Source organism: Kitasatospora sp. NPDC059803 (assembly GCF_042732255.1).
GTDB lineage: Bacteria > Actinomycetota > Actinomycetes > Streptomycetales > Streptomycetaceae > Kitasatospora.
Genome location: NZ_JBHWIJ010000230.1, coordinates 8,409 through 14,021 on the forward strand (window position 1 = coordinate 8,409; position 5,613 = coordinate 14,021).

The following is a 5,613-nucleotide window of genomic DNA, read 5'->3' on the forward strand; positions in this document are numbered from 1 at the left end:
CCCGCGGCCGCCCCCCCCACCCCCCGGGTCGGTGTGGCAATGGTGGGGGCGGAGCTACTCGCGCAGTCCGATGGCCTCCACCGGGCGGGCGCGCAGGGCGAGCTTGGTCGGCACCAGAACGGCCGCCGCGGCCAGGGCCGAGGTCGCCGCCACGATCGCCAGGTAGAGCAGCGGCGGAATGTGCGGAACCAGGGACCCGGTCAGGCCCATGCTCACCGTCATCAACGGCACGATGGGCACCAGGCTGCCGACCACCACCGCGATCAGGATCAGCATCAGCGTCTCGGTGCGCATCATCCGCATGACCTGTTCGGGGGTCGCGCCCACCAGCCGCAGCAGCGCGAACTCCCGTGCTCTGGACAGCGTGGTCATCACCAGGGTGTTGGCGACGGCCACCGCGATGTACCCGAAGACCAGAACCAGCGGCAGCGCGCTGCCGAACAGGTTGGCCGTGCCGGCCTTCTCCTGGGCGGCGGACAGGCCGCCCTTGTCCTGGACGTGCACCCCGGGGTAGCGGTCGTTGAGCCCGGTGAGCTCCCCGATCACCTTCTTCTTGTCGGCGCCGTCCTTGGCCCGCACCAGCACCGAGTCGTACATCCGGCGCGAACTGTGCTGGAGCACGGTGTCGTAGGACAGGGTGATGTCGCCGAAGCCCAGGCCGCGCTTGTACACGGCGATCACCTTCGGCTCCAGCGTCTGCCCGTCGGGCATGTGCACCTTGATCTGGCCGCCGACGCCCGCGCCGAGCGTGGCCGAAGCCCCGCTGCTGATCGCCACCGTGTCCGTGGACAGGTTGTCCAGGGAGCCCTCGGAGACGTCCAGGTCGACGACCCGGCTCAGGTTGCCCGGGGTCAGCCCCTGCGCCTTGTAGTCGAAGATCTCCGGCGAGCCGAGCATCTTCGTCGAGGCGAACAGGTCGACCCGCACCGTCCCGGCCGCGGCGTCCACCCCGTCCAGGCCGGCGATGAACTTCGGCGCGGTGACCGGCAGGCCGCCGGAATCGCTGGTCACCGTGTAGTCGGCGACGACGCCCGCCTGGGCCTGCGCCTCGGCCGCACCCGACGTGGTGGTCGGGATGAACAGCTGCACCGAGGCGAAGCCGATCGCCAGGATCAGCGGGCCGATGCCGGCCGCCAGCCGCCGGGCGTTGGCCCGGGTGTTGGCCACGGCCAGGAACCCGAGGGTCCCGAACCGCCGCTGGAACGGCGCGGCCATCAGCCTGGTCGCCTTCGCCACCACCGGCGGGGCCAGCATGAGGATCGCGATCACCATGATCAGACCGCCGCTGCCGGCCGCGGCCACCGCGAAGATGCTGCCGAAGAACAGCGGCAGCAGCGACGCGCAGAAGCCGAGGACGAACAGCAGGATCCCGATGGCCACCCGGGCGCCGCCGATGCCCGGCTGCTCGGTCTGGGCCTCGCTGAGCGCCTCCACCGGCCGGATCGACACCACCCGGCGGGCCACCGCGAACGCCGCCACCTGCGCGGCGATCACGCCGATGCCGACCGCGGCGATCGCCGGGATCGGGCCGTAGGAGAACTCGAAGTCGTCCGGCAGGATGCCGATCGCCCCGAGCGCCCCGCGCAGCACCCCGGCGGCCAGCATGCCGGGGAAGCAGCCCAGGATCGAGGCCACCAGCGAGATCACCAGGGCCTCGCCCGAGATCATCTTGTGGATCTGCTTGGGCGTCGCGCCGACCGCGCGCAGCAGCGCCAGCTCGCGCCGGCGCTGGTGCACGCTGAGCGCCAGGGTGCTGCCCACCACCATCATGGTGATCAGCACGACGGTGCCGCCGAGCGAGCCCGCCAGCTCCTTCAGGCTGCCCCGGGCCGAGGCGACGTCCGGGTTCTCGACGCTGCTGCGCCCGTCACCGGTGTAGACGTCGATCGCGGAGCCCTTGAGCGCCTTGTCGATCCGGTCGCCGAGCTTGCCGGCGTTGGTGTCCTTGGGCGCCAGCACGCCGATGGCGCTGACCTGGTCGGTGCGGCCGAACAGGGTGCGCGCCTCGTCGTCGGAGAAGAACACCGGCGGGGTGCGCAGCGCCCCGCCGCCGCCCTTGTAGGTGACGATGCCGACGATCTTGTACGAGCTGGCGTCCCGGGTGGAGGCGATCTTGACGCTGTCGCCCACCTTCACCTTGCGGTGGTCCGCGACGGACTTCTCCAGCACCACCTCGCCGGCGCGCTTCGGCTCGTCGCCGTTGCGGTCGTACGGGCCGAGCGCGGCCGCGCCCCAGTTGGTGCCGTTGGACGTCCGGTCGTCGGCGCCCTTGACCAGCTCCTCGCCGTCGTTGGAGACGACCTGCGCGGGGAAGGTGAGCACCGGGACGGCCTTGTCGACGCCCTCGGTCCTGGCGACCTTGTCGACCAGGTCGATCGGGACGCCGACGGCGTCCTTGAGGTCCTTGGACTTGCTCTTCTTGGCCTCGTGGACCGTGAAGTGCTTCTGACCGCCGACCACGACCGCAGCGCCGGAGTAGCGCTGGACCGGCACCCCGTTGCCGATGCCGGACTGGAGGATGATTCCGAAGGCCGTGACGAGCACGGACGCGCCGAACAGGGCGACGAACGCCCCGACGAACCCGGCCTTACGCTCCTTGACGGTCTGTACGACGAGCCTGAACACGTCTCACCACTCCCCCAGCCGGGTCATGCGCTCGGCCACCCGGTCCGGAGTGGGGTGCGTCATCTCCTCCGCGTAGCTCCCGTCCGCGAGGAACACCACGCGGTGCGCGTAGGAGGCGGCGATCGGGTCGTGGGTCACCATGATCACCGTCTGTCCGAGGCTGTCCACGACCTCGCGCAGCAGCGTCAGCACCTGCTTGGCGGTGCGGGTGTCCAGCGCGCCGGTCGGCTCGTCCGCGAAGACCACCTCGGGCCGCGCCGCCAGCGCCCGGGCGATGGCCACCCGCTGCTGCTGGCCGCCGGACAGCTCCGAGGGCCGGTGGCTCATCCGGTCGGCGAGACCCACCTGCGTCACGACCTGCTGCAACCACTGGTGGTCCGGCTGGCGGCCGGCCAGCATCAGCGGCAGGGTGATGTTGTCCGCGACGGTCAACGCCGCCATCAGGTTGTACGCCTGGAAGATGAAGCCGACCCGCTCCCGGCGCATGATGGTCAGATCGACCTCGCTCAGCTGCGCCAGCTCGGTACCGCCGAGCACCACCGAGCCGGCGTCCGGGCGGTCCAGCCCGGCGGCGCAGTGCAGGAAGGTGCTCTTGCCCGCCCCGGACGGACCCATCACCGCGGTGAAGGTGCCCCGGGCGAAGGCGAGGGACAGATCGCGCAGCGCGTGCACGGCCCCGGCGCCCTTGCCGTACGTCTTCCGGACCCCGTCGAGGCGGACGACCCAGTGGGCGTCCAGAGCGGCACTGCCGTCCGGCCGCGGCGGCGCCGCGTACTCCTCCTCCGCGGCCGCGCTCTGGAACTCCTCCGTCCGCGCTCCGCGTCCCTTTCTGCTCACTTCCGGCCTCCACCACTCGCACGCACTACTTGACGTTCACGAAGGTAAGTCCTGGAGCAGGTGCGGAACCAGGGCACGAACTGGAGAGTCGATGGTGCAGAAAAGTGCCACCCACCGCCGCATTTGGGACGGTGGTAGGGTGATCGGGATGACGACTCGGAGGGTTTTAGGAGCCGTGCGCGCCCCCAGCATTGCCGAGTTGCGACGCTTACAACCCGAGCAGTGGGTCCGCCAGACGGTGATCCGTTTCCCTCCGGCCGCGGGCTACGTCCTGCTCTGCCTGATGACCGGACTCGCCGGGCTGCTGCTGTTCTACCTGATCGCCATCATCTTCGCGCTCTGCCTGGTCGGAACGGGCTTCCTGCTGCTGCCCAGGACACTGCGGGTGCTGCGCAGGTACGCGGAGGTCCACCGCCGGTGGGTCGGCCGGCTGCTGGAGACCGAGGTCCGCACGCCCTACCGCGACCTGGAGCCCGGCCGCACCGGCCCCCGCAAGCCCTCCCTGCGCGACCCGGCCGTCCGCAAGGACCTGGTCTGGGTGATCACCCACGGCGTCGTCGGCTCGGCCCTGTGCATCTTCGCCCTGAGCATCTGCGGCAACGCCTTCAACTGGCTGTCCGCACCGGTGTGGTGGAAGCTCGCGTCGGGCGAGCGCAACTCGATCATCCTGATGAACGTCGACTCGTGGCTGAAGTCCTTCGTCGCGGTGTTCATCGGCGTCGGCTACGCCGTGGTGGCGATGGCCGCGATGCGCGGGCTGGCCCTCGTGCACGCCCGGATGTCCCGCCGGCTGCTGACCGCCCGCCCCCGGGTCGCGCTCGCGCAGCGGGTCCGCGAACTCTCGGTGACCCGCGCCGAGGCGCTCGACGCGCACGACGCCGAACTGCGCCGGATCGAACGCGATCTGCACGACGGCGCGCAGGCCGGCATCGTCGCCGTCTCGCTGCGGCTCGGCATGATCAAGCGCGCGCTCGGCCAACGGCCCGAGCAGGTCCCGGAGATGGTGGACGCGGCCCAGAACCTCGCCGAGCAGGCGTTGGAGTCGCTGCGCCACCTCGTCCGCGGCATCTACCCGCCGGTGCTCGCCGACCGCGGGCTGACCGACGCCGTCCGGGCGCTCACCGCGCTGTGCGGGGTCCCGACCCGGATAGACATCGACGAGTCGGCCGGCGCGGCGCCCCGCGCGCCCGCCGCCGCCGAGGCCGCGGCCTACTTCGTGATCTCCGAGGCGCTCACCAACATCACGAAGCACAGCGGGGCGCGCAGCGCGCTGGTGTGGCTGCGGATCGCGTCGGACGCCATCTCGATCAGGGTCGAGGACGACGGCAAGGGCGGCGCCACCGAGGGCACGGGGAGCGGGATCCTCGGACTCCGGCGCCGGGTCGCCGCCTTCGACGGGACCACCGACCTGTTCAGCCCGCCCGGGGGCCCGACCGTACTGAAGGTGGAGATTCCATGCGGATCCTGATCGCCGAAGACAACGCCCTGCTCCGTGAGGGGCTGGTCCTGCTGCTGAACAGCGAGGGGCACGAGGTGTGCGTCACCGTGGACAACGGGGACGACCTGCTGCCCGCGCTGCTCGCACACCGCCCGGACGTCGCCGTGGTGGACGTCCGGCTGCCGCCGACGTTCCGGGACGAGGGCCTGCGCGCCGTCGTCGAGGCCCGCAAGCAACTGCCCAACCTGCCCGTCCTGGTGCTCTCGCAGTACGTCGAACGGGCGTACGCGACGGAGCTGCTGGCGCAGAGCGCCTCCGGGGTCGGCTACCTGCTGAAGGACCGGGTGGGGCGCGCCGAGGAGTTCCTGCTCGCGCTGGAGCGGGTCGCCGACGGCGGCACCGCGATGGACCCGGAGGTCATTTCGCAGCTGATGGTCCGCCGGGCCGGTGACGACCCGCTGTCCTCGCTGACCCAGCGCGAGCGCGAGGTCCTGGCACTGATGGCGGAGGGGCGCAACAACGGCACCATCGCCGAGATGCTGTTCATCGCGGAGAGTTCGGTGAACAAGCACATCGGCAACATCTTCGCCAAGCTGAACATGCCCACGCCGGACAGCGGCCACCGCCGGGTGCTCGCCGTGCTCACCTACCTGCGGGCCTGAACGCCCGAAGCAAGACGTGCGGAGAGGGGCGGCGCCGGTCGGGCGCCGCCC

4 protein-coding genes are annotated in these 5,613 nt (G+C 71.3%); 2 read left to right on the forward strand and 2 right to left on the reverse strand.

What is annotated here, in order from left to right:
* Positions 1 to 54: 54 nt before the first annotated feature.
* Together ACFV6I_RS29105 and ACFV6I_RS29110 are read right to left on the reverse strand one after the other, a co-directional pair.
* Positions 55 to 2,625 (reverse strand): FtsX-like permease family protein, encoded by a 2,571-nt coding sequence (locus ACFV6I_RS29105; protein ID WP_063349709.1) that lies wholly within the window; start codon positions 2,623 to 2,625, stop codon positions 55 to 57.
* Between the two features lie 3 nt (positions 2,626 to 2,628).
* Complete coding sequence (locus tag ACFV6I_RS29110; RefSeq protein ID WP_063351478.1) at positions 2,629 to 3,363, reverse strand: ABC transporter ATP-binding protein; 735 nt, start codon at positions 3,361 to 3,363, stop codon at positions 2,629 to 2,631.
* A 298-nt stretch (positions 3,364 to 3,661) separates the two neighbouring features.
* On the opposite strand from ACFV6I_RS29110, the gene ACFV6I_RS29115 reads away from it, so the two are divergent.
* Together ACFV6I_RS29115 and ACFV6I_RS29120 are read left to right on the forward strand one after the other, a co-directional pair.
* Positions 3,662 to 4,930: a sensor histidine kinase gene (locus tag ACFV6I_RS29115; protein WP_244293481.1), complete on the forward strand. Its 1,269-nt coding sequence runs from the start codon at positions 3,662 to 3,664 to the stop codon at positions 4,928 to 4,930.
* A complete protein-coding gene (locus ACFV6I_RS29120) occupies positions 4,918 to 5,562 on the forward strand; it encodes a response regulator transcription factor (protein WP_063349707.1) in 645 nt (214 codons plus the stop codon). The genes ACFV6I_RS29115 and ACFV6I_RS29120 overlap by 13 nt, the downstream gene beginning before the upstream one ends.
* Positions 5,563 to 5,613: the final 51 nt, after the last annotated feature.

Coding starts and splice junctions, on each gene's coding strand:
- ACFV6I_RS29120 (WP_063349707.1), top strand. CDS start 4,918: ATGCGGATCCTGATCGCCGAAGACAACGCCCTGCTCCGTGAGGGGCTG.